The sequence below is a fragment of the Rhodococcus sp. APC 3903 genome (assembly GCF_030407755.1).
GTDB classification, from domain to species: domain Bacteria; phylum Actinomycetota; class Actinomycetes; order Mycobacteriales; family Mycobacteriaceae; genus Rhodococcus_F; species Rhodococcus_F erythropolis.
The window spans coordinates 428,645-451,649 of the sequence record NZ_JASDCV010000003.1; the positions used below are offsets into that span (position 1 = coordinate 428,645).

9 protein-coding genes are annotated in these 23,005 nt (G+C 62.4%); 7 read left to right on the forward strand and 2 right to left on the reverse strand.

What is annotated here, in order from left to right:
• Nucleotides 1-4: 4 nt before the first annotated feature.
• A complete protein-coding gene (locus QMA15_RS06645) occupies nucleotides 5-526 on the reverse strand; it encodes a universal stress protein (protein WP_020907996.1) in 522 nt (173 codons plus the stop codon).
• A gap of 101 nt (nucleotides 527-627) precedes the next feature.
• On the opposite strand from QMA15_RS06645, the gene hisI reads away from it, so the two are divergent.
• The 4 genes from hisI to QMA15_RS06665 all read left to right on the forward strand — a co-directional run bounded on the left by hisI (nucleotide 628) and on the right by QMA15_RS06665 (nucleotide 2,386).
• A complete protein-coding gene (gene hisI / locus QMA15_RS06650; RefSeq protein WP_172932046.1) occupies nucleotides 628-975 on the forward strand; it encodes a phosphoribosyl-AMP cyclohydrolase in 348 nt (115 codons plus the stop codon).
• 6 nt (nucleotides 976-981) lie between these two features.
• On the forward strand, nucleotides 982-1,275 hold the full coding sequence (locus tag QMA15_RS06655; protein ID WP_019748768.1) for a DUF1905 domain-containing protein: 294 nt from the start codon (nucleotides 982-984) through the stop codon (nucleotides 1,273-1,275).
• A gap of 24 nt (nucleotides 1,276-1,299) precedes the next feature.
• Entirely contained in the window at nucleotides 1,300-1,926 is a 627-nt protein-coding gene (locus tag QMA15_RS06660) for an SRPBCC family protein (protein ID WP_290283788.1), read from the forward strand.
• 73 nt (nucleotides 1,927-1,999) lie between these two features.
• On the forward strand, nucleotides 2,000-2,386 hold the full coding sequence (locus tag QMA15_RS06665; protein WP_020907994.1) for a DUF2784 domain-containing protein: 387 nt from the start codon (nucleotides 2,000-2,002) through the stop codon (nucleotides 2,384-2,386).
• 60 nt (nucleotides 2,387-2,446) lie between these two features.
• On the opposite strand, the gene QMA15_RS06670 is transcribed toward QMA15_RS06665, so the two are convergent.
• Nucleotides 2,447-2,872 carry a nitroreductase/quinone reductase family protein gene (locus tag QMA15_RS06670; protein WP_172932045.1) on the reverse strand — a complete coding sequence of 142 codons (426 nt, stop codon included), beginning with the start codon at nucleotides 2,870-2,872 and terminating at the stop codon, nucleotides 2,447-2,449.
• A gap of 109 nt (nucleotides 2,873-2,981) precedes the next feature.
• Here QMA15_RS06670 and QMA15_RS06675 point away from each other — a divergent pair, with 109 nt between their 5' ends.
• The 3 genes from QMA15_RS06675 to QMA15_RS06685 all read left to right on the forward strand — a co-directional run.
• Nucleotides 2,982-3,404 (forward strand): metalloregulator ArsR/SmtB family transcription factor, encoded by a 423-nt coding sequence (locus QMA15_RS06675; protein WP_172932044.1) that lies wholly within the window; start codon nucleotides 2,982-2,984, stop codon nucleotides 3,402-3,404.
• A complete protein-coding gene (locus tag QMA15_RS06680) occupies nucleotides 3,401-4,426 on the forward strand; it encodes a cation diffusion facilitator family transporter (protein ID WP_020969780.1) in 1,026 nt (341 codons plus the stop codon). Before QMA15_RS06675 ends, QMA15_RS06680 begins: the two co-directional genes overlap by 4 nt.
• A gap of 209 nt (nucleotides 4,427-4,635) precedes the next feature.
• Nucleotides 4,636-23,005, forward strand: an 18,370-nt coding sequence (locus QMA15_RS06685) for a non-ribosomal peptide synthetase (RefSeq protein WP_290283790.1), incomplete at its 3' end; no start/stop codon positions are given.

Below are 23,005 nucleotides of genomic sequence, written 5' to 3' on the forward strand. Positions count from 1 at the left end.
TCGGCTATCTCGCCGATCTGACTCCGCTCGGAACCGATATCACGGGATAGCGGTTCTGCCGGTTCAGTCGGGAAGAGACCGAGCTGTGTATCAGTTGGCTTACCGCGGAGGCAGCGCCTTTTCGCGGTGAGCCGATCACGATGGTGAAGGCGTCGTACTTGTCCGCGGTCGCGAGGATGACACCGGCCGGGTCGCCGTAGGTACAGTCGTATGTCCAGGTGTCCGTGTGCGAGGCAAGCGTCGAGGTTGTCTGTTCGCGTTGCGACACCATCTCGTCGTGCAGACGCGTTTCGAACTGTGGTGAGTCGGTTTCGACAGGCAAGTCCTCGGACGTGATGCAGTGAACGACGTGGAGTGCTGAATCCTCCTTGGCGGCAAGCGTCAATCCGTAGCTGACGACATTCTTGCCGCTCAGGCCTGTGCCGATCCCGACAACGATGTGGCGGGTCGGGACGCGATCGGTGCTCGCGTTCACGAGGTGGCAGGTGTACTCCGGGTGTGGGCCGTCATGACGTTGATGGTTCATGTCGGATCCTCTTCCAGAGCGAGAAGCGAAGAAACTTCCATTCTACGGCGACCAAGCAGGGGAATTCCACGGAAGTCACAGGTGGAAGGTATAAACGTCATATGAGCCTTGATCCCGCAATCGCGGCGAAGCTGAAGCGAAACGACGCCGGACTGTTCAGCGCGGTTGCGCAGGAGAAGTCGACCGGTGATGTGCTGATGGTCGCGTGGATGGACGACGAAGCGCTCGCGCGAACACTGGAAACCCGTAAGGGGACGTACTATTCGCGCTCGCGGCAGCAGTACTGGGTCAAGGGAGAGACCTCCGGGCACACCCAGTACGTGCACGAGGTGCGCCTCGACTGTGACGGCGATTCCGTCTTGCTGATCGTCGATCAGGAGGGCGCCGCGTGCCACACCGGCACTCACACGTGTTTCGACACCGACGTCCTGCTCGCTTCGGAACAGTGACACGAGATGGCCGCTGACAAGACTCCACAACCGCTCGATTACGCCTTCACCGCTCCCATCGAGAAAGACGGGGCGTTCGCGACATTTCTGACGGTGCCTGGTTCGGCGGAACTTCTGGGAACCAGGCGCGCTGTGAAGGTGGTCGGGACTCTCGATGGTGAACATCCCTTCGAGGCGACGCTGATGCCGTCCGGTGACGGTCCACACTGGCTTCCGCTGCGCGTGGCGCTCTGCAAGGCGATCGGCAAGAGTGCCGCTGGAGAAGAAGTATCGGTACATCTACAGCAGCGACTGAGCTGAAGTTTTCCCGAACCAAGGAGCGTCGTGGTCGACAGAGCGGTTGATTCGTTGCAGGTGGTAGCGCGAGAGCTGAGCCCGTTCGGCGGTGACGAGTCGAAAACACGCACGTTGCGCATGTCGCGGACCCTCGCGGCGCCCATCGGCACGGTCTGGGCAGCGATCACCGAGTTCGACCGCATTCCCCAATGGTTCATGCCGGTCGGGGGAGAAGCCAGGATCGGCGGCCACTATCAGCTGGAGGGCAACGCCGGCGGCGAAATTTTGGCGTGCGATGCTCCTCGAACACTTCGCATCACCTGGGAATACGGCGGCGATGTGAGCTATGTGACTGTGAATCTCGCCGAAAAAGGCAGTGGTGCAACGCTGTTCGACTTCGAACACGCCGCGGACGTGGCGCCGGATCGGTGGGCCGAGTACGGTCCAGGTGCCGTCGGTGTCGGGTGGGGCATGGGACTGCTCGGGCTGGCTCGACACGTGGAACTGGGGATCGCGACGCCACTCGAGACACCCGAGTGGTCGGCGAGCGACGAGGCCAAGGCATTCATCGCGGGAAGCAGTGAACTGTGGGCCGAAGCTGCGATCGCATCGGGCGACGACCCGGATGCGGCTGCAGCCGCCGCTGCTCGCACGACCGCTGCATACGCCGGGTAGATCACCTCTACGAGGACTAACATCGGATTAGTCTGGTTGTTGCGGGACTTCCGCGCCACGAGCGGAGACGACGATGGTGTATCGGCTCATCGAAGTAGTGACGGTGTTCGTCCACTTCGCGTTTGTCCTCTATGTGGTGCTGGGTGGGTTCGTGGCGTGGAAGTGGCGTCGTACCATCGGTTTTCACCTTCTTGCAGTCGTCTGGGGAGCCGGTTCGATAGCGGTCGGATATGACTGCCCGCTGACCAATCTCGAGAACTGGGCCCGCCGAATGGCCGGTATCGCGGAGTTGCCGTCCACCGGATTCATCTCGCACTACATCACCGGCGTGTTCTATCCGGCGAGTATCGAAGGCCTGGTACAGGCGCTCGCGGCGACAGTGGTTGTCGGATCCTGGGTCGGATACGTGCTGCTCGGACGGCATTCGAAGGCTGAGGTCAAAGCGTCTTCAGTGTCGTGATTCCGTACAAACGATCCCTGCCGTTTCCGAATGGAAACGACAGGGAAGCGCTACCTGGATTTACGCGCGAGTCAGTGCCACCACCGGGATTGTGCGGATCCCAGCTGTCTTCTCCGCATATTCGGCAAATCCCGGGTATCGACTGGCCTGCTCGTCGTAGATGCGGTCACGCTTCTCGCCGGTTACTTCGCTGACGGAGACCGGGTATGTTTCGGTGCCGATCTCGACCTCTGCCTGGTCGGTGGCAACGAGGTTGTAGTACCAGTCGGGGTTGGTCGGGGCACCGGCCTTGGATGCAAAAACGTAGATGGTCTTCGGATCCTGCTCGTCTGCCAGATACATCATGGGACTCACGGAACCGCGTCCGGATTTGCGTCCTGTGTGGTGGACCAACACCATGGGCGCACCTTCGAAGGGGCCACCTACCTTGCCCTCGTTCTCCCGAAATTCCGCAATGATTCCTGCGTTCCAATCGTCGGTACTCATCGTTGTCTCCCGGTCTGCGAGTGGCGAAGGGCTCTGCCGCCAAGCTTTGCACAACTGGTGAATCGACGAGAGGTCATCTTCGGCGTCCAGCATGATCTACTATCTACGTATGAACGCAGATAGTGATGTTTGTCGCCGTAAGCTTCCCGATGATCAAGTCGACCTCGTCGTCGAGGTGTTCCGCATGCTGGCCGACGCAACCCGTGTGCAGGTTTTGTGGGCATTGGTAGATCGCGAGTGCTCGGTGAACGAACTGGCGGAACGCGTCGGCAAGCCGGCGCCGTCGGTGTCGCAGCACCTGGCGAAATTGCGCATGGCAAGGTTGGTACGAACGCGCCGCGATGGTACGACGGTGTTCTATCGTCTGGAGAACGACCATGTGCGCCAACTGGTTACGGATGCGGTCTTCAATGCCGAGCATGCCGGACCAGGATTGCCGGGGCATCACCGTAGTGAAGGTGAGCTTCGGGAGATACACCCGGAGCGCTCGGCGAAGGTCGATCGTAGCGATCAAGAAGAAGGTGCGTCATGACGCACGAACCAAAGACGTCCCACGGCCACGGCCATGTCCACGGCCCGAAGGGGTTTCGATCGGCAGTTCGCGAAGTGTTCTCCCCGCACAGTCACGACGCTGCCGACAGTGTCGACGACGCGTTGGAATCGAGCGCAATCGGCATCCGGGCGGTCAAGATCAGTCTTGTCGCGCTCGGAGTCACCGCAGTTGCTCAGGTTGCGATCGTGGCGATCTCGGGTTCGGTGGCGCTGCTGGCGGACACCATTCACAACTTCTCCGACGCGCTCACGGCAGTCCCACTCTGGATTGCCTTTGCGCTCGGTCGGCGCGCTGCAACCAGGCGCTATACCTATGGTTTCGGGCGTGCGGAGGATTTGGCCGGACTGTTCGTGCTCGCCATGATCGCACTGTCGGCAGTGATCGCCGGTGTCGAGGCGGTGAGGCGATTGATCAACCCGGTCGAGATCGAGCACCTCGGTTGGGTAGCGGCGGCAGGTTTGATCGGTTTCATCGGAAACGAATTGGTGGCGTTGTATCGGATCAGGGTCGGCAGGCAAATCGGTTCAGCGGCCCTGGTGGCCGATGGATTGCATGCTCGGACAGACGGATTCACCTCGCTCGCAGTCCTTCTGGGGGCCGGGGGAGTTGCGCTGGGTTTCCCGTTGGCAGATCCGATCATCGGCCTTGTCATCACCGTGGCCATCGTGGCGGTGCTGAGGACTGCAGCGCGAGACGTCTTCCGGCGGTTGATGGACGGCGTCGAACCGGAGTTGGTGGACGGCGCCGAGCATGCATTGATGCACGAACCCGGAGTCCTCGGTGTTCGTGATCTGAAGATGCGGTGGATCGGACACCGACTGCATGCCGATGCAGAACTCGACATCGATCCCCGGGCAACGCTTGCCGAAGCTCACGCGATTGCACACAGCGCCGAGCATTCGCTCACTCACGCGGTACCCAAACTCGCTACCGCCTTGGTGCATGCGTACCCGGCGCATGACGCACCGAATATTGAGACCGCACTCGAATCCCAGGTCTGATCTGCAGAAACAGACCTGGCGGAATCCTTTATGTGATCGCATGGGAACTTGTTTTGCCATTTGACGAGATGGAAAGGTTATGCAACCCTATCTTTGATCAATCGGCGGACTGTGTCGAGTGGTAGTCGGCACGGTCGTCTCGCGCCGCAGGTCCACGGCAATCGATGCAGGCCGTCGGTACTTTTTTCGGCAGATGAGAGAACGACGCTGTGCATGCTGATCGACGTTTCGAGCCCTTTCCGCTGACCAGCGCGCAACGCGGAATCTGGTTTGCCCAGCTACTGCGCACTGATGTGCCGATCACGATCGCGCAGTATGTCGTAGTCGACGGGACTCTCGACGCGGCGGTGCTCGAAAGTGCCTGCGTCACAGCAGCGCATGAGTTCGGCTCCGGGATGCTGAAACTGCTCGAGATCGACGGCGAACCGTTTCAGCAGATCGATTCCGAGCTCAGTCAGAGCGTCGAAGTCGTCGATCTGAGCGGTGAGCGCGAGCCGGAGGCAGCCGCACTCGAGTGGATGCGGCAGGAGTACACCCGACCTTTTGATCTACTCGCCGATCGATTGGTGAAGTCAGCCGTCCTGAGCGTCGGCGCGAACCGCCAGTTCTGGTACTGCCGGATCCATCACCTAGTCCTCGACGGCTACGGCGCCATGAACTTCATGACACGCATCGCCGAGCTCTACTCAGCGGAGGTCGCCGGCCTTTCAGTCCCCGAATCGTCGGCAACCGATCTTCTGGCCGTGCACGACGCCGAGGCCGAGTATCGGCACTCGCCGCGATTCCGCCGAGATCAGGACTACTGGGCAGCCAAGACAGCAGAGCTTCCGGCCGTGGCAAGTCTGGCCGGGAAGCGGATGGACGCCACACCGGGTGCGGTCGTGGTCGGCCGAACACTCGACAGTTCGAACGCGACGGCGAAGGCGGACGAGTTCTCTTCGGCGGCGGCGGTGGCTGCCTTCGCGCTCTACTTCGCCCGGGTGACCGGCACCGAAGACGTAGTGCTGAGTTTGCCGGTGACCGCGCGAACGAACAGGGTTCTGCGCGGTTCGGGTGGCATGATCTCCAACGTCGTTCCGCTGCGCCTCGCGGTGACCGCTTCGGCCACGGTTGCCGAATTGAGCGCGGCTGCCTCGCTCGAACTGACCGGCGCGCTCAGACATCAGCGGTACCGCACCGAGGACATGAGACGCGATCGAGGCGTCGGTGCCGAGCGTGGGTTCTTCGGTCCCGCGATCAACATCATGAACTTTCACCCCGAAGTGGTCCTGGGGTCGGTGACTGGTCGATTCCACGTCTTGTCGACAGGGCCGGTGGAAGACCTGTCGGTCAACATCTATCCGAGTGCCTCGGGAGAGGCGCCGCGAATCGATTTCGAAGCCAATCCCCATCTGTACACCGCAGATGTCCTGAGCGACCATGTCCGCCGATACGTCGAACTGCTGTCCCGGTACACGCAAGCGCTGCCGGACACTCGTGTTCACGATCTCGAGATCCTGAGCGAAGCCGAGCGGAAGTCGCTCGTTCCGGCACGCGGCCCTGACGCACTGGCACCGATGACCTTGCCCACGATTCTCGCCCGCGGCGTCGCGGCATCGTCTGAGGGGATCGCACTGAGCTGCGGTACCCAGCAGCTCAGCTACCGCGAACTCGATCGTCGCTCCAATGTACTCGCTCGAATGCTGATCCGGCGCGGAGTGGGTCCTGGCACCAGTGTCGTGATCGCGCTGCCTCGATCCATCGATGCCGTCATCGCGTGGTGGTCGGTTGCCAAAACCGGCGCTGCATCAGTTCCGGTCGATCCGACGTACCCGGTCGAACGAATCGGTCACATGGTCGGGGACAGTAATGCTGTTGTGGGAATTACTGATTCGACTGTCCATCAGATGCTGCCCGTCGATCTGGACTGCATCTCGATCGACGCCTTCAGCTTTGTCGGCGACGAGTCCGTCGTCGACGACTCTGACCGCACGGCGCCGTTGCGAAGCGATCACATCGCCTATCTGATCTACACGTCCGGTTCCACCGGTACACCGAAAGGTGTTGCCGTCACGCACAATGCGTTGGTCGATTTCACCGCGTGGGGTCGCCCCGAACTCGGCGTCGGTGCGCATTCGCGAGTTCTGCGATTCTCGTCCGCGAGTTTCGACGCCTCCGTCTTCGAAATGGTTCAGGCGTTCAGTGCCGGGGCGACGATGGTCATCGCTCCGGCAGATGTCTACGGCGGCGGCGAGCTCACAGAACTGCTGCGCAGCGAGCGCGTCACCCACATCATCAGTGCGCCGGCAATTCTGGGCACGGTGGACGCCACCGATCTTCCGGATCTCGAAGCTGTGGTTGTCGGAGGTGACGTGTGCCCGCCGGACCTGGTTCGACGCTTCGGCCCGATCTGCCGGTTCTACAACAGTTACGGCCCCACCGAGTCGACCATCGTCATCACCACGACACCCCCGCTGGCGTCGGACGAGGCCATCACGATCGGTTCTCCGATTCAGGGCGCGCATCTGATGGTTCTCGACCGCTGGTTGCGACCTGTGCCGGCCGGGGTGGCCGGTGAACTGTATCTCGGTGGCCCCGGATTGGCGCAGGGCTACCACTCACGTTCAGCTCTCACCGCTGCGAGTTTTGTCGCCGATCCTCTCGGCGGCGGAACTCGGTTGTACCGCACCGGAGACGTGGTCCGCTGGACTCGGACTCTCGAACTCGAGTACGTCGGCCGCTCCGATTTCCAGGTGCAGGTCAATGGACTTCGCATCGAACTCGGTGAGATCGACGCTGTGCTCGCACGCCATGAATCCGTCGATTTCGTGGTGACGCTTGCCGGCGGCACCGTGTACTCGTATGTGAAGATCAAGCCGGGACACGATCTCGACGAAGAAGCGTTGATCGCACACGCATCTCGATTCCTGCCCGCTCACATGGTGCCGTCCCAGCTGATACCGCTGGCCGAAGTGCCACTGACCCCGGCAGGCAAGCTCGATCGCCAGGCGCTACCCGAACCGGAATTTCGTTCGGCGGCTCAGAACTACCGGGCGCCGAGCGGTCCGGTCGAGCGCATCATCGCCGACGCCGCTGCGTCGGTACTCGGCGTCGAGCGAGTCGGCGTCGACGATTCCTTCTTCGCGCTGGGTGGAGACAGCATCGTCGCGATCTCGCTCGTCTCTCGAGCAAAAGCCGCCGGAGTTGTCTTCACTCCTCGCGACGTGTTCGAACGCAAGACGGTGGCGCGATTGGCCGAAATCGCACTCCCGGCAGATGAATCGGTCGTACTCGAAGAACTGCCGGGTAAGGGAGTGGGGTTTGTCCCGCTGACCCCGATCGCAGCCAAGATACTGGGCACGGCCGGCAGCATCGACACCTTCTATCAAGCCGTGTCGGTCAGTGTTCCTGTCGGACTTGATCTCTCGCGCCTCGCGGCAACTCTTCAAGTAGTTGTCGATCAACACGACGCTCTTCGTGCGCGTTTGCTGCCCGACCACTCCGGATTCGACATTGCCCCTGGCTGTGCTGTCGATACATGGGTTCGTCGGACCGTCACCGAAGCGCTACCCGGAACCCCCGAGTTCGAGGAAGCTCTCACCCAGGCGACCGCGGACGCCGCGTCGAGGCTCGATCCGTACCGCGGCGATACTGCTCAGATCGTCTGGCTCGACTCGACGCACGATTCGGGCCGATTGGTGGTCGTCATCCACCATCTGGTTGTCGACGGCGTCTCGTGGCGGATTCTCCTTCCGGACTTCGCTGCAGCCTGGCAACAGATCGTTCACGGTGGCACGCCGGTACCGATGCCCGTCGGAACGTCACTGCGGCGTTGGTCGCACGGACTCACCGAGCTGTCACCGTCGGCGGAACTCGAGTACTGGCGTGAGGTCGTCGACTCCGATGGTGCGCCGATCGGTTCGCGTCCTCTCGATGCGGAACGGGACCGAGGGTCGTCACTGCGTCGGGTCCGGGTCGACATCGACCGTGACACAACAGATCACCTGTTGCGCGCGGTACCGTCGCACTATCGGACCGGTGTCAACGACGGCTTGGTCAGTGCGCTTGCCCTGGCATTGCGCACCTGGAGCGGATCACAGCGGATGCTGGTCTCGCTCGAAAGTCACGGACGAGACGAAGCCGTGCTGCCCGGTGCCGACCTGTCCAGGACCGTCGGCTGGTTCACGGCGGTGTACCCGGTTCGGATCGATCTCACCGGACTCGGAGTGGACACGCCGGCGGTCGTGAAATCCGTCAAGGAACAGCTGAGAACCACGCCGGGGTCCGGTATCGGTTACGGGCTGCTCCGACGTGCAGGGATGCTGACCGGCCCGGAACCGCAGATCGGTTTCAACTACTTGGGCAAGATGTCCACCGCGGAGTTCGGTGACGAATTGCGGGCCGCGGGCTGGATTCCCGACGCCGGAATCGATCTCAACAACGGCAGCGGAAGCGATCTCGCGGTCAGTTATGCGATCGACATCAATGCCGCCGTCGTGGACGGTCCGGAAGGCGAGTTCCTTTCGGCGTCATTTGCTTTCCCCGAAGGTATCTTCGAACCCGCTGCAGTCGCGGAGCTCGCGACGGCGTGGCGCGTCGAACTGGAGAAGATTGCCGCCTCCGTCGGTGATCATGCCGGCCTCACACCGTCAGACGTTCCTCTGGTCTCGGCTTCGCAGGACGAAATAGAACTGTGGGAGAAGCAGTTCGGCCACCTGGAGGACATCTGGTCGCTCTCGCCGCTGCAAGCCGGATTCCAGTTTCACGCCGGCCTCACCGCCGATGCCGTCGACGTCTACACCGGCCAGATCGTTCTGTCCCTCGCCGGGATCGTCGACAGCGATCGACTACAGCGGTCGCTTTCGAGATTGTTCGAGCGCCACACCGCACTTCGGACTGCTTTCGTGTACGACTCGAACGGCGTTGCAGCACAGCTCGTTCTCGATTCCGTGACAACTCCATGGCGGGAGGTGCTCGGGGATGATCCGCACGTCGTCGCGGAACTCGAGCGCACGGCACCGTTCGATCTGAGCGCGCCCCCACTGCTTCGTGCAGTCCTGGTACGCCAGGGTGCGGATTCGGCGCACCTGATCGTGACTAATCACCACATTCTCTTCGACGGTTGGTCCATGCCGTTGTTGGTGCGCGATCTTCTGTCGCTCTACGCCGCCGACGCGTCGCTGCCGGTTCCCGCTCGGTCGTATCGCACCTACCTGCACTGGCTCGCCGAACAAGACAACGGCGCGGCATTGGACAGGTGGATCGGCGCACTGTCGGGAGTAGACGAACCGACGCTGATCGCACCACACCGCGCAGAGTCCTCCGTGCATGCAGTTCCCGTGGATGTCGAAGTCCCGCTGGAAGCCTCGTCGACCGAGGCGATCTTCGAGTTGGCCAGGCGCAGCGGCGTCACGGTCAACACTGTCGTCCAGACTGCGTGGGGTCTACTGCTCAGTGGCATGCTCGGACGCGACGACGTCGTGTTCGGAGCCACCGTCTCGGGTCGACCCGCGTCGCTGACCGGGGTCGAAGACATTCTCGGGTTGTTCATCAACACAGTTCCTGTTCGCGTTCGTGTCAACCCGGACAGTTCGGTGTCCGAACTCCTCGAACACGTTCAGTCCGAGCAGGTTCGGCTGCTCGACAGCCACCACGTCGGCCTGGCCGAGGTGCAGTCGGCCGTGGGCGCCGGCGCGATGTTCGACACGTTGACGGTGTTCGAGTCATATCCCGTCGACCGTTCGGCGCTCGAATCCGCGACGGATATCGCCGGGATGCGAGTTACGGGAATCGAGGTCGCCGACGCGACTCACTACCCGCTCGCCCTGATCACGGTCCTCGAACCGAGCCTTCACCTCACCATCGAGTACGCACCCGATTCGATGGACCACGACGCAACAGAGCGTGTCGGCCGACGCCTTGCATCGATACTGGGCGCGATGACTGGCGAGAAAATCCGCATCCGGGACATCGACTATCTCGACGCGGCCGAACGACGGCTCGTACTCGACGAGTGGAACGACACTGCCAACGTCATCGCTGACAAGACGCTGCTCGACCTACTCGGCGCCGACTCGGAAATCGCCGACTCGGAAATCGCCGACTCGGAAATCGTCGACTCGGGTATCGCCGACTTGGCCGATGCTGCACTGACCTTCGCGGGCACGACGATCAGTCGCGGAGAATTCCGGTCCCAGGTCAACTCTCTCGCTCGTCACCTCGTAGAACGCGGCGTCGGGCCGGAGTCACTGGTCGCGATCGCTCTGCACCGGAGCGCGCAGTACGTGGTGGCAGTGCACGCCGTCATCGCAGCCGGCGGTGCGTATCTTCCGATCGATCCGCAGCATCCGGACGAGCGGATCCGGTACCTGCTCGACATCGGAGCACCGTCGGTCGTCCTGTCGGTCGCGGCCGACGCCACATCGCTGCCCGATGGGGTCAACCCCGTACTTCTCGACGAGATCGATCTGTCGGGGTACTCCACCGAGCGGCTCGCGGACGTCGAGCGTCTCGGTCGTGTATCGCCGGATCACGTTGCTTATGTGATCTTCACATCCGGGTCCACCGGAAAGCCCAAGGGCGTTGCAGTGTCGCATCGAGCGATAGTCAATCGCCTGCTGTGGATGCAACATGAATATCCGCTCGGCCGTCACGACGTCGTGCTGCACAAGACACCCGCCACCTTCGACGTCTCGGTGTGGGAGTTGTTCTGGCCATTCGTCGCCGGCTCGCGACTGGTAGTTGCAGAACCCGATGGACATCGCGATTCTCGGTACCTCTCCGAGCTGATCGCTCGCGAAGGTGTCACCACCTTGCACTTCGTCCCGTCGATGCTCGACGTCTTCCTCGTCGACGGAGATCTCGCACAACTTCGATCCGTTCGTCAGGTGTTCGCCAGCGGCGAGGCACTTCCGCGTGCGACGGTCGTTCGCTTCCACGAACGATTCGGTGCACGTCTGCACAATCTTTACGGTCCCACCGAAGCTGCCGTCGATGTCACTTTCCACCAGACGGATGCCGCCGCAACAGGTCCGGTGCCGATCGGCGCTCCGGTCTGGAACACGCAGGCCTATGTGCTGGACCACCGCCTCGCGCCGAGCCCGATCGGAGTGGCGGGAGAACTCTATCTCGCGGGAGTCCAACTCGCCCGCGGCTACGTGCAACGCTCTGACTTGACAGCAGATCGTTTCGTAGCCAACCCCTTCGGTCCCGGCCGGATGTATCGGACCGGCGACCTCGTCATGTGGAACTCCACCGGTGAGATCGAGTATCTGGGTCGTACCGACTTCCAGGTGAAGCTTCGCGGGCAGCGCTTGGAACTCGGAGAAATCGACGGGGTCCTGTTGGAACTGTCGGGAGTTCTCTCGGCCGCCACCGTCGTACGTCAGGATCGTCTGATCGCCTACGTGACAGCTGATTCGGCAATCGACAGTGCCCTTCTCAGCGCGCACGCGCAGGCGAAGCTGCCTACCTACATGGTTCCCTCCGCATTCGTGTTCTTGACGTCGATGCCGCTGGGCCCCAACGGAAAACTCGACCGGCGTGCGCTGCCGGAACCGGATTCGGCGGCAGCTGAGTATGTCGCTCCCGTCACCGAACTCGAAAAGGCCGTTGCCGCGATCTTTGCCGAACTCCTCGGTGTGAGCGAAATCGGCCTCACCGCCGACTACTTCGCGCTCGGTGGCAACTCTCTGACGGCTACGCGGGTGGTGGCACGGATCAACTCGGCACTGGGATCGACTCTGGGTGTCCGAGACCTGTTCGACGCTCCGACAGTTGGTGCGCTGGCCGGACTCGTCGCCGGCAGCGCGCCGTCCAGGTTCACCGAACTCGGACCCCGCCCTCGACCGGACCAGATTCCGCTCTCACCGGCCCAGCAGCGTATGTGGTTCCTCAACAGATTCGATCCGGAATCCGGGGCGTACAACATTGCGGCAGCACTCGCTTTGTCCGGCAACCTGAACATTCAGGTTTTGCGCCAGGCGATCAGCGATGTCATCGACCGGCACGAGGTGCTGCGCACACTCTATCCTGATTCGGATCAAGGTCCTTACCAGTGCATTCTCGACGACGCGCCAGTTGCTCTCGAACCCGCGGATGTCAGTGACCCCGTCGCGGCTATCGGCGAATTGGTCGGTGCCGGGTTCGACGTGACCACCGAGGTTCCGGTGCGGGCTTCGCTTCTCCGGACGTCTGGTCGGGAGCATATTCTTGTACTCGTCGTCCACCACATCAGTGGCGACGGTTGGTCGATGCAACCACTGGCCGCGGATGTGATGACGGCCTACGCGTCACGGCTCGCGGGAACCGCGCCACAGTGGTCGCCGTTGAGCGTTCACTACGCGGACTACACGCTCTGGAAGATCGATTCTCTCGGCAACGAGGACGATCCGGAATCGGAGGCATCGCGCCAGATCGAATACTGGCGCGCTGCATTGGCGCACGTCCCGACCCGTCTCGATTTCCCGACGGATCGGCCGCATCCCACAGTCGCGTCCTATCGAGGTGCGACGGTGTCGTCGACCCTCTCGGCGCAGACGCACCGCGCCGTCGAATCCCTGGCTCGCAGCACTCGGTCCACACCGTTCATGGTGCTGCACACGGCGTTGTCGGTACTGCTGTCTCGGATGGCGGGGGAGTCCGACATCGCGATCGGCACCCCGGTCAGCGGACGCGGCGATCAGGCCCTCGACAACCTCGTCGGCATGTTCGTCGGAACCGTGGTTCTCCGGACTCAGGTGGATCCGACGGCTTCGTTCCGCGGATTGCTCGAATCGACCCGTAACGCCGACCTCTCGGCATTTGCCCACTCAGATATTCCGTTCGAGCGTCTCGTCGAGGTGCTCGACCCGCCTCGCTCGACGGCGCACCACCCCTTCTTCCAGGTGGTACTCGCGACCGGCGATATTCCGACCCCATCCGTGAAGCTTCCCGGCCTCGAAGTTTCTCAGGTCCCGTTGGATGCTCCGATCTCGAAATTCGATCTCCAACTGGATGTCTCGTCGCCGCGCCCGGACGGGTCGGTGACCACGACGTGGACCTATGCCCTCGACATCTTCGACGAATCGACTGTGCGCGAGCTCGCGGATCGGTTCGTCGCCATTCTCGACGCTGTTGTCGCCCAACCCGAATCAGTGGTCGGCGACCTCGATCTGCGGACGATGCCAGAGATCGAACGTCAGGGAACTGCCCAGTCGGTCGCCTTGACGGAGCTGACACTGCCGGAGATCCTCACGGCCGGGGTCATCAAATCCAACGGTGGTCCGGCCATACTGTGCGGCGACCTCGAACTCTCTTACGACGATGTAGACCGGCGTACCAATCGGTGGGCGCGGGCACTCGTAGCTCGAGGGATCGGCCCTGAATCGGTAGTGGCGATCGCCATTCCGCGGTCGGCATCTTCTGTACTCGCCACTTGGGCCGTTGCCAAGACCGGAGCGGCGTTCGTACCCGTCGACCCGAGCTACCCGGCCGAGCGAATCGAGCACATGCTCACTGATTCGGGAGCAGTCCTGACGCTGACGGAAGAAGTAGTGGCGTCGCTTGATCGCGACGACGTCAGTGACACGCGAATCCTCGATTCCGAGCGCACGTCACCGATTCGCACGGACCACACCGCGTACGTCATCTACACGTCGGGATCGACCGGCACTCCGAAGGGCGTCGTCGTCTCCCATGCGGGTCTCGCGGCGCTGGTCGACGAGCAGGTTCGCCGATACGAACTCGACAACCTCAGTCGCACGATGCATTTCGCTTCACCCAGCTTCGACGCATCGGTGCTCGAACTGGCCATGGCTGTCGGTGCCGGTGCCGCGATGCATGTTGTTCCCACGGGCATCTATGGCGGAAGCGAACTCGCGGCCCTCATGCGGGCGTCGAAGATCAGTCACGCATTTGTGACCCCGGCGGCCCTGGCTACGATCGAACCGGCAGAGGTTCCGGATCTCGGTACCGTGATCGTCGGCGGTGAAGCGTGCGACGCTGCGTTGGTCGCGCTATGGGCGTCGACGCGAAAGATGTTCAACGCATACGGTCCCACCGAGGCCACCGTCATGGCTACCCTCGCGGGGCCCATGTCTGCGACTGATCGGATCACCATCGGTAGTTCAGTTCGCGGCACCGTCGCACATGTTCTCGACTCTCGCCTCCGTCCGGTTCCAGACGGAGTGACGGGTGAGCTGTATCTGACCGGCCGTGGACTTGCCCGCGGTTACCACCATCGCGGCGACCTGACAGCGTCTCGATTTGTTGCCGACCCCTCACGTTCGGGGCAGCGGATGTACCGCACCGGAGACCTCGTGCGACGTCGTGGAACGGAAATCGAGTATCTCGGCCGCAGTGACTCGCAGGTCAAGATTCGCGGTTTCCGCATCGAACTCGGTGAGATCGACGCGGTGCTCGGTGCGCACTCTGGCGTACGAACTGCGGTGACGACAGCAGACGACACCGTCGGACTGCACTCGTACGTGGTCGGTGGTCATCTGGATCCGGAAGAAGTGCGCACCTTCGTCTCCAGTCGACTGCCGGCACACATGGTTCCTTCCTCGGTGATCGTTCTCGAGGAAATTCCGTTGACGCCGGCCGGAAAGGTCGATTTCCGCGCGCTGCCTGCCCCGACGATGCGCCGGAATGCGTATGTCGCACCCGTCACGAAGACGGAGGAGTTGATCGGCCGGATCTTCGGTGACGTCCTGGCAGTCGACCAGGTCAGCATCACGGACGACTTCTTCGACATCGGTGGAAACTCTCTGAGTGCTACCCGAGTGATGGGACGGGTCGGCACCGAACTCTCAGTCACCCTCCCGGTTCGGGTTCTCTTCGATGCCAGGACAGTCGCGGCCCTCGCTGTGGCAGTCGATGCAACGCAGAGCGGAACGCGGCCCGCTCTGGCCGCCGGGCCTCGGCCCGAGCGAATCCCGCTCTCGCCGGCGCAATCGCGAATGTGGATTCTCAATCGATACGATCCTGCCTCGCCCGCGTACAACATCCCGCTCGTCCTTCGCCTGCGCGGCCGGCTGGATTCAGTGGCTCTCCGAGAATCTCTGTCGGACATCGTTCTTCGCCACGAATCCTTGCGGACGATATTCCCTGACGATGCCGAAGGGCCTTTCCAGCGGATTCTCGACGACGTCGACGTTCCTTTTCGTCACACGGTGGTTTCTCCCGAACAGGTTGCCGATCAGATTGTCGGCGCTGTGGACGAGGGGTTCGACGTCACCAGAGCAATCCCGTTGCGGGTAAACCTGTTCGAGCTCTCGGCTGACGAACACATCCTGGTCGCCGTGATTCACCACATAGCCGCGGACGGTGCGTCAGTGGCGCCGCTCGCACGGGATCTCGTTCTGGCCTACTCGGCGCGCCGTTCGGGTACGGAGCCGTCACCGGCCCCGTTGGTTGTTCAGTATCCGGATTACAGCGTGTGGCAACACCAGGTCCTCGGTTCGGAAAGTGATCAGACCAGTCTTGCTTCGGCGCAGGCCGAGTATTGGCGTGGCCAGTTGGCCGGCGCGCCGGAGCTTCTCGAACTTCCGGCCGATTTCCCGCGGCCGGCGATTGCGTCGCTGCGCGGAGCGAACACCGAACTGGTGTTGGCGCCCGCGATGGTCACTGCACTCGGGCAGTTGGGCCGCACACAGGGCGCCACGACCTTCATGGTGCTCCAGGCGGCCCTCGCGGTGCTCCTGTCCAACCTCGGTGCGACCGACGACGTGGTGATCGGGACACCGATTTCCGGACGCGGCCAACAAGCGCTGGACGACGTGGTCGGAATGTTCGTCGGCACGGTGGCACTACGCAGCCGTCTCACCCCGGCGATGTCGTTCCTCGATCTGTTGGCGCAGGTGCGAGCCACTGACCTCACTGCGTTCGAGAATGCCGACCTACCATTCGAGCGGCTGATCGACATACTGCAACCCGCTCGCTCCCAGGCCCACGCGCCGATCTTCCAGGTGGCTCTGTCTCAGGAGCAAGAGGGAACCGCTGCGTTCACGCTGCCTGGTCTCGAGATCGAAGCCGTGGACAACGCAGTCGCGGCGGCAAAGTTCGACCTCCAGATCACGATGGTCCAGCACGCAGATTCGTTGAATCTCACCTGGACATACGCCACAGACCTCTTCACCGGCACGTCCGTGGACGGATTTGCGCAGCGGTTCCACCGGATTCTCGCGCAGATTGTCGAGACTCCGGAAGTGGCAATCGCGGATATCGCCGTTCTGGACGAGAACGAATACACCAGACTTACTTCGGCATTCGGTCCGTCAGCGCCAACGGTTCGCACCCTGGCAGATCTGTTGACCCTGCACTCGGAATCCGCGAATGTGGCAATCGTTTCCGAGTCGTACGGTGAGATGACGTACAGCGAGCTGGATGTGCGATCCTCACAGCTGGCTCGGCTCCTCATCGAACGTGGGATAGGCCCCGAAACAGCTGTTGCGGTGTCTCTTCCACGTTCGACGCAGTCCATCCTCGCACTGTGGGCTGTTGCCAAGTCCGGAGCAACGTACGTTCCGGTGGATCCGACGTATCCCGACGAGCGCATCGCACACATGCTGGCAGACTCTGCAGCGCTGGTCGTGATCACCGACTCCGAGACGGCGCCAACACTTCCGAACGGAATCGATACGATCGAGATCGACTATCTCGACCTCGATCGCTACCTCGCAGCGCAGGTCGACGATGCCGATCGGATCCGCCCATTGCACGCGGATCATGTTGCCTACCTGATCTACACGTCAGGCTCGACCGGTCTCCCCAAGGGCGTCGCTGTCACTCACCGGGGACTGTCCGTGTTCTCCGCTCGGACCCGCACTGATCTGGCGGTATCGCGCGACTCTCGGGTACTGCGACTGTCCTCGGCCAGCTTCGACGCGTCCATGTTCGAGATGATCCTTGCGTTCACCGCCGGTGCCACGATGGTGATCACACCTCCGTCGGTCATTGCCGGCGAGGAACTCACCGACGTGATCCGGCGTCATCGCGTCACCCATGTGGTGACGGCTCCTGCTGCGATGACCACCGTCGACGCAGGCATTTTGTCGGATCTCGAAGTCGTCGTGCTCGGCGGCGACGTCTTTCCGCCGCAGCTACTCGACCGTTTTCCCAGCCAGACAAGACTCTTCAACAGTTACGGGCCGACCGAGAGCACCATCGTCATCACCAAGACCGGGGCTCTCCACGACACTGCAGCTCTGGTCGGTGACGGCGAGCAACACCGTCACACGTCACTCTCGCCCGTCACGATCGGTATTCCGCTCGAAGGCGCACACGTTCTGGTCCTCGATTCCGCCCTCAATCCCGTCCCCGTCGGTGTCAGGGGCGAGCTGTATCTGTCGGGACCCGGCCTGGCACGTGGGTACAACCGGCGCGCGGCATTGACCGCAGAACGCTTCGTGGCGAACCCGTTCGGTGCATCGGGCGCGCGGATGTACCGGACCGGCGACGTCGTCGCCTGGACCGAGCAGGGCGAACTGGCGTACATCGGACGATCCGACGCCCAAGTTCAGCTTCGCGGGCTCCGCATCGAACTGGGGGAGATCGAATCAGCGCTCGCCTCCGTTCGCGGAGTGAGCGCTGCTGCCGCCACTGTTCACCGACATGACTCTCTCGGCGATCAACTCGTCGGTTACGTCACCACCACAGATGCGGTGTCGGCGGAGTCCGTCCTCGAAGCCGTATCCGCGGTGCTGCCACGTGCCTCGGTGCCCAGTGCCGTGATCCTGCTGGATCTGCTACCCCTGACTCCGGCCGGAAAGCTTGATCGCGCAGCACTTCCCGTTCCGGAGTTCATCGCCTCGGCGATGTTCCGGGTGCCGACCACACTCGCAGAGATTCGTGTCGCGAGCGCTTTTGTCGACGTTCTCGGTACCGGTACCGTCGGCGCAGAAGACAGTTTCTTCGAGCTGGGTGGAAACTCGCTCAGCGCGACTCGGGCGATTGCCCGAGTCAACGCCACGTTCGGGATCAAACTCGGGGTTCGGGCGCTGTTCGAGGCGCCGACCGTCGCAGAACTTGCACTGGTGGCAGACTCGGCAGAACGTGATGATCAGCCCCGATTGGAAGCACGACCGCGACCTGAACGTATTCCGCTCTCACCGGCGCAGAATCGGATGTGGTTCCTCAATCGATTCGACACCGCGGCTGCCACGGACAACCTGCCCCTGGCGCTTCGTCTGAGCGGAACCCTGGACGCGCCGGCGTTGGCTCTCGCGCTTCGTGACGTGGTCCAACGCCACGAGTCGTTGCGTACCTACTATCCGGATTCCCCGAACGGTCCTCGCCAGGAAATCCTGCCCGAGTCTTCGGTGGATCTCGATCTGGTTCCGCATGACGTCACCGAAGCCGAAGCGTCGCAGCGGCTCTTTGCTCTTGCCGGCACCGGATTCGACGTGACAACTGACGTACCACTGCGGACCGCTCTGTATCGAATCTCCGAGACCGAACATGTGCTCGCCGTCGTCATGCATCACATCGCATCGGACGGATCATCGCTCGGACCCCTGGCCGCCGACGTCATGGGTGCCTACGTTTCGCGGTCTCGCGGCGAAGCTCCACAGTGGACACCGTTGCCCGTGCAGTATGCGGATTACGCGCTCTGGCAACATGATCTGCTCGGCGCGGATGAGAATCCCTCCGTCGATGCTCAGAGACAAATTCAGTTCTGGACCTCTGCACTCGCCGGAATTCCGGACCTGTTGAGTCTGCCGACGGACAGGCAACGTCCGGCCCGTCAGAGCTACCGCGGCAAGGAGATTCACTTCACGATCGGCTCGGACACCGCTGATCGACTGCGTGATCTTGCTGTCGGATCAGGCTCGAGCCTGTTCATGGTGGTCCACGCTGCATTCGCCGCACTGCTTGCCCGGTTGGGCAACAGTGCTGACATCACCATCGGCTCGCCCATCGCGGGACGAGGGCACGAGTCGCTCGATGCACTCGTGGGGATGTTCGTGAACACCTTGGCATTGCGAACCCAGGTGAACACGGCAGCACCGTTCACGGACCTGCTGAACCACACCCTCGATCAGGATCTCGCCGCCTTCGCGCACGCGGACCTACCGTTCGAGCGGCTCGTCGAGATCATCGATCCGGTCAGATCGACGGCCCGCCATCCGTTGTTCCAGGTGGCACTGTCCTTCCAGAACCTCACGCCGACAATGTTCGAGCTACCCGGACTGCAGATCGCGGCAGTTGGCGCCCCAGTCGAGACGGCGAAGTTCGACCTGCACCTGACCGTCACCCCTGGGGACTCGGGGTCGATGTCGGCGTCCTTCACCTATGCAACGGATCTGTTCGACCAATCCACAGTGGCGACATTCGCCAACCGTCTGCTTCGCGTTCTCGATTCGATCGGTCGAAACCCGGACCTCCCGGTAGGCGACGTCGCTCTGCTCGGCGACGAAGAGATCGCGGCCACCGTCAACACGTGGAACAACACCGACACTGTCGTTCCAGAGACGACCCTCGCGGATCTGTTCGACGCCCAGGTGCGCAGAACACCGCGCGCCGAAGCGCTGGTTCTCGGTGACCGTCGCCTGACCTACACCGAGTTCGACGCCGAAAGCAACCGCCTGGCACGGTATTTGATCGGAATCGGGATCGGCCCGGAAGTGACTGTCGCGCTCAATCTGCGGCGCTCCGTCGAACTGGTCGTTGCCATGTACGCGGTGGTGAAGGCAGGCGGGGCCTACGTTCCGCTCGACCCGGATCAGCCGGCAGAACGCACGGCTCACATCCTCGAATCTGCAGCGCCCGCAGTTGTTCTGAGCACTTCCCGCGATTCGCTCGACGGGCAGTTCCACGTCGTGGACATCGAAACTCTCGATCTGGACGGAAACGACGGAGCACCGATTCGGGACAGCGAACGCCTCGCCTGCCTGCGACCGGACAACATCGCATACGCGATCTACACCTCGGGATCCACCGGAAAGCCCAAGGGCGTGGCGATTTCCCATCGAGCGATCACGAACCAACTCTTGTGGAAGCAGGATCAATTCCCGCTCGGCGCGCACGACCGCGTACTCGTCAAAACTGCATCTACCTTCGACCTGTCCGTTTGGGAATACTGGTGGGCGTTGCAAACCGGCGCCTGCATGATTCTCGCCGAGTCAGGGGCACAGCAGGACGGCGAGTACCTCACGCTGCTGATCGAGCGTGAGCACGTCACGACACTGCATGCCGTCCCCTCGATGTTGTCGCTGCTCAGTGTGTCCGAGCGCCGACTGCCGAATTCGCTCACCAGGATTCTGTGCATCGGCGAGACTCTCCCGATACAGACAGCCGAGCACATGCGAGAGCAGAGTTCGGCGCAGGTCTACAACCTGTACGGACCCACGGAAGCAGCGGTCAGCGTCACAGCGCACCGAACGAGCGATGCAGACGTTGCCGTAGTGCCGATCGGAACCCCCGCCTGGAACACGCGCCTGCATGTACTCGACGAGCGGCTTCACCCGGTTCCGGTCGGTGTCGCAGGTGAGCTCTATCTCGCTGGAGTTCAGCTGGCGCGCGGGTACATCGGGGATGCGGGGCAGAACTCGAGCCGTTTCGTCGCCGACCCGAATGGAACGGGAGAGCGTCTCTATCGAACCGGCGATCTGGTTCGGTGGAATGCCGCGGGCAGCCTCGAATACCTCGAGCGTGCAGATTTCCAGGTCAAGGTCCGAGGTTTCCGCATCGAACTCGGCGAGATCGAAACAGCGTTGCGCGCCGAACGACCGATCCGCGATGCGGTGGTCACGGTCACGACGTCGGCCACCGGTGAGCAAAACCTGGTCGGCTACGTCACCGCGGCAGCTGGCTCGGACATCGAGAGCTCAGCGATTCTGGCACGACTGCGCGCCACCCTGCCCGGCTACATGGTTCCGACAACGCTGATGACGCTCGACTCCCTGCCGCTGGGGAGTACAGGCAAGGTAGATCGACATGCGCTACCGGAGCCAGTCTTCGAGGCACGTGGTTTCCGTGCACCGACGACACCGGCCGAACTGTCGGTGGCGACCGCTTTTGCCGAGGTTCTCGGCAGCGGAAGCACGGGGGAGGTGGGCATCGACGACGACTTCTTCGAACGCGGCGGCAATTCGCTCAGTGCAACTCGGGTGCTCGGGCGGATCAACGCCGCGGCGGGCACGGACTTGCCCGTGCGTGTGGTCTTCGAGTCGCCCACTGTCGCAGAGTTGGCTGCAGTGGTGGAAACTGCCGAGCTTTCGCGGCGGCCCGCGCTGGGTTCGCAGCCGAGGCCGGCGAGGATTCCGCTCTCCGCTGCGCAGACTCGTATGTGGTTCCTCAATCGCTTCGATCCCGATTCGTCGGCATACAACATCCCGGTGGTTCTGCGATTCACAGGTCCATTGGATGTCGAGGCGTTGCGCGCCAGTGTCGCCGACGTGATCGCTCGCCACGAGGTCCTGAGAACCGTGTACCCGGAGTACGACGGAACGGGTTACCAGGAGGTCGTCGAGGAACCTCGTGCTCTCGACATTCTCGACATTGTCACGGTGCAGGAGGATTCGCTCCACAGCGTGCTGGCCGATGTTCTCGGCGTATCGTTCGACGTCAGGTCCGAGATCCCCGTTCGAGCCTCGCTGTTGCAGGTTGACGAGTTCGAGTACGTCCTGGCGATGACGGTGCATCACATTGCGGGTGACGGTTTCTCGATGGGTCCGTTGACGCGTGACGTGATGGTGGCGTATGAGGCGCGGACCCGAGGTATGGAGCCGTTGTGGGCGCCGCTCGAGGTGCAGTACGCGGATTACGCGCTGTGGCAGCTCGAGACGTTGGGTTCGGAAGAATCGTCGACCTCACTCGTCACACGACAGTTGGACTTCTGGCGGAACGCTCTCGAGGGAGTGCCCGCCGTCCTCGAACTCCCGTTGGATCGGCCCCGCCCGGCTGAGGCCTCCGGACGAGGATCGCTTCTGAGCGTGCATCTCGAACCTGCTCTGCAACAGGCAATTTCCGAACTGGCACGACGGCATCGCGCGACGCCGTTCATGGTGTTGCATGCTGCTCTGGCCGTCGTACTGTCACGGTTCAGCGGCAGTTACGACTTTGCCGTCGGGACGCCGACCGCCGGGCGCGGCGAACGCGTGCTCGACGATCTCGTCGGTATGTTCGTGGGGACCGTCGTGTTGCGCACCAGAGTCGATCCAGGTGAGGAGTTCACCGACCTGCTGTCCCGAGTCCGCGACGTCGATCTTCAGGCTTTTGCGCACGGCGACGTTCCGTTCGAGCGTCTGGTCGAGGTACTCGATCCCGTTCGTTCGCAGTCCTATTCACCGCTCTTCCAGGTCAGCCTCGCACTACAGAACCATCTCGATTCACGGTTGACTCTCAACGGGTTGCACATCGAGAGCATCGAACCTGCGGTGGTGAGCACTCAGTTCGACCTCGATTTTGTTGCGGCCGAACAATTCGACAACGACGGCCTACCGGCAGGGCTTGTCGTTCAGTTGACCTATGCCACTGATCTGTTCGAGGAATCCACCGCCTCACGCCTGATGTACGCCTTCGAATCGGTCTTGACTACTGCTGTCGCAGAACCGGATCGGCGAGTCGAGATGTTCGAGGTGGAGTCTGTGGTGGAGCGTGGGTTGGTGTTGGGGGGTG